3 protein-coding genes and 1 pseudogene are annotated in these 3,231 nt (G+C 66.8%); 2 read left to right on the top strand and 2 right to left on the bottom strand.

The features are described 5' to 3' along the window. On the bottom strand, positions 1–148 hold a 148-nt coding region (locus tag QOI01_RS22945), incomplete at its 3' end, for a LysR family transcriptional regulator (protein ID WP_526385023.1). Positions 149–220: 72 nt separating this feature from the next. On the opposite strand from QOI01_RS22945, the gene QOI01_RS22940 reads away from it, so the two are divergent. Further along, positions 221–1,054: a Sir2 family NAD-dependent protein deacetylase gene (locus QOI01_RS22940; protein ID WP_526385021.1), complete on the top strand. Its 834-nt coding sequence runs from the start codon at positions 221–223 to the stop codon at positions 1,052–1,054. 56 nt (positions 1,055–1,110) lie between these two features. On the opposite strand, the gene QOI01_RS22935 is transcribed toward QOI01_RS22940, so the two are convergent. Beyond that, entirely contained in the window at positions 1,111–2,379 is a 1,269-nt protein-coding gene (locus QOI01_RS22935) for a cytochrome P450 (RefSeq protein ID WP_526385019.1), read from the bottom strand. A 180-nt stretch (positions 2,380–2,559) separates the two neighbouring features. Here QOI01_RS22935 and QOI01_RS22930 point away from each other — a divergent pair. Further along, a pseudogene (locus tag QOI01_RS22930) lies at positions 2,560–3,231 on the top strand (cytochrome P450 family protein); the annotation flags it as partial.

The following is a 3,231-nucleotide window of genomic DNA, read 5'->3' as shown; positions in this document are numbered from 1 at the left end:
AGAGCAGTGCACCGACCTCCTCTTCCAGATCGCGGATCTGACGCGACAGCGACTGCTGCGCGACGAAGAGACGGGCCGCGGCACGGGTGAAGTGCCGCTCTTCGGCGACCACCGCAAAGTAACGGAGCTTCCGCACGGTGACGTCCATCCAGGGACGATAACGCGCGCACCGGTGGTCGACACCTGCTCGCCGGTACCAACTGCGCCTACCCTCGGAGGCGTGGATGTCCCCGAGCTCGTCAGGCTACTGGATGGTCGCCGCGTCGCCGTTCTCACTGGAGCCGGGTTGTCGACCGACTCGGGCATTCCGGACTACCGGGGACCCGACTCCCCGCCGAGCAACCCGATGACCATTCGGCAGTTCACGTCGGACCCGGTGTTCCGCCAGCGGTACTGGGCACGCAATCACGTCGGCTGGCAGCACATGCACGACACACTGCCCAATGCCGGGCACCGGGCACTCGCCGAGTTGGAGCGGGTCGGCATCGTCACGGGCGTCATCACCCAGAACGTCGATCTGCTGCACACCAAGGCGGGCAGCCAGACGGTGGTGAATCTGCATGGCACGTACGCCCAGGTGGTGTGTCTGGCGTGCGGGTCCACGTTGACGCGCGCGCAGCTGGCGGACGAACTGGAGGAACTCAACCCGGGATTCGTCGAACGCGCCGAAGCGGTCGGCGGCATCGCCGTGGCACCGGACGCCGACGCGACGGTGGAGGAGACGTCTTCATTCCGCTACGTCGACTGTCCCCGCTGCGATGGCATGCTGAAACCGGACATCGTGTACTTCGGCGAGAACGTTCCGAAGGACAGAGTGGCGCAGGCTTATTCGCTCGTCGACGACGCCGACGCGCTGCTCGTCGCGGGGTCGTCACTGACGGTGTTCTCGGGGTTGCGGTTCGTCAGGCGCGCAGCGACCGCGGGCCAGCCCGTCGCGATCATCAACCGTGGCCCGACCCGCGGCGACCCCCTGGCCACCATCAAACTCGACGCCGGCTGCTCTGAGCTTCTGGTCCTGCTCGCCGACGAACTCTCCGCGATCTCGGCGCGCTGAACCGCGGTGAGCGCGGGAATGCGCGCCGAAACCACTACGAGTGACCACGTGAACCGCTAGAAGGTGACGGGCATCGAGCGGATGCCGTGGATGAAGTTGCCAGGCACGTAGGACGGCTCGCCCGCCTCGATGCCGGGCAGCCGCGTGAGCAACTCCCCGAAGATCGCCCGCAGTTGGGCGCGGGCGACGTGCGCGCCCAAGCAGAAGTGCCGCCCGCCACCGCCGAAGCCGAGATGAGAATTGGGCTTACGACCGAGATCGAGCCGGCCCGGCTGGTCGAACACCTCGGTGTCGAAGTTGCCCGACGAGTAGAACATCACGACCTTCTCGCCGGCGGCGATGTCCTGTTCGCCGAGTCGACAGTCGGTCGCGGCGGTACGGCGGAAAGTCATCACCGGGGTGGCCCAACGGACGAACTCCTCGACTGCGCAGGAGATGCGGTCGCCGTAGTCCGCAGTAAGCCACGTCCGCTGGTCGCCGAAGTCCGTCAGCGCCTTCATGGCGTGGCTCGCGGTCTGGCGGGTGGTGTCGTTGCCCGCCACGGCGAGCAGCACGAAGAAGGCTGCGACCTCTGCGTCGGTGAGCCGATCGCCGTCCACTTCGGCGTGGACGAGGCTGCTGATCAGGTCATCGCCGGGGTTCTTCCGCCGGTCGGCGGCCAGCGCACCGGCCACCTGGTGCAGATACATCTGACTTCCGATCAACACCTCCAACGGGTTTCGCCCGGCCAGGTAGACCGGGTCCCCCAGTGACACCATCGCATCTGCGGCGTCGGCCACCTGCGCCCGCTCGGACTCGGGAATGCCGACCATGTCCGACAGCGTGCGAATCGGCAGCTCCTTGGCACAATGCTCGACGAAGTCCGAATCGCTGCCCGCCTCGCTCAGTTCGGAGACGATGTCCTTTGCGTTCGCCTTGATCGAGTCCTCGATGCGTCGGACCTGGCGCGGAGTGAACGCGGCGTGCACGACCTTGCGAATCATGGTGTGCCGCGGTGGATCCATTGCCAGGAAGGACTGCGACGCCTCGAGCAGTTCCTCCGGCACGTTCTCGAAGAGGACGCCCTTGCCGGAGAGGAACGTCTCGCTGTCGCGGCTGACGGTGACGATGTCGGCGTGCCGGGTCACCGCCCAGTAGCCGGGGTCGTCCGGGTCGTGCATCAACGCATCCTCGACCGGTGGGTGCCAGCTGACGGGTCTGTCGGCCCGCAGTTCGGCGAACGACTCTTCGCGCTCCGCGGCGGTGGCGGACCAGAACGCTCTCGACGACAGGTCGATCGGATCGTACGGACGCGGCGAAGTCGGTGTGAGCGGCGACACAGTCATATAGCGACAATAAGTCTAGACAGTATGTCTAGTCAAGGTGCCTTCATTCCAGCTAGGCTGCCCCACATGCCGTCGGTGACCAGGAAGCCGCAGGCCAAGCGCCAGCAGCGCCGCGAGCAGATCGAGCGGCTACTCCTCGATGCCACCGAGCGCCTCATGGCTGACGGAGCCAGCTTCACCGAGCTCCGCGACGCGGGCAGCGGGGCCGACTTCGTCGAGGTCTGCGCCAAGGAGCTGCCGATCCGCACGCTGTCCGACATGGTCGGGATTCCGGAGTCCGAACGGGCGCAGGTGGCGGAAGCGGCAGATGCCATGGTGTCGTGGGCCGATCCGGTCTTCCTGGACGGGCGAAATCCGTTGGAACTACTGGTGGGCAGCCAGATGTACATGCATCAGGTGGCCTTCGCGCTCGCCGCCGACCGGCGGGAGCATCCCGGCGACGACCTGATCAGCAGCCTGGTGCACGCCGAGGTGGACGGCGACCGGCTCACCGACGCCGAAGTCGCCGCCTTCTTCGTGCTGCTTGCCGTGGCGGGCAACGACACCACCCGACAGACCATGAGCCACGCCATCAAGGCGTTGACCGACTTCGGTGACCAGAGAGCCTGGCTGGCCGCGGACTTCGACGACCGCATCTCCTGCGCGGTCGAGGAGTTCGTCCGGTGGGCCACGCCGGTGATGACCTTCCGCCGCACCGCGGCGACGGATTGCCGGCTCGGCGAGCAGGCCATCGCCGAGGGGGAGAAGGTGGTGATGTTCTACTCGTCGGGCAATTTCGACACCGACGCGTTCGACTCGCCAGGCCGATTCGACCTGAGCCGCAAGCCGAATCCGCACCTCGGCTTCGGCGGC

The organism is Mycobacterium sp. (assembly GCF_032162605.1).
Lineage (GTDB): Bacteria > Actinomycetota > Actinomycetes > Mycobacteriales > Mycobacteriaceae > Mycobacterium.
The sequence above is the reverse complement of the archived record's forward strand: the minus strand, read 5'-3'. Positions and strand labels throughout refer to the sequence as shown.

Excerpts from the sequence above, each read along its gene's own strand:
- QOI01_RS22935 (WP_526385019.1), bottom strand. The coding sequence starts at position 2,379 with ATGACTGTGTCGCCGCTCACACCGACTTCGCCGCGTCCGTACGATCCG.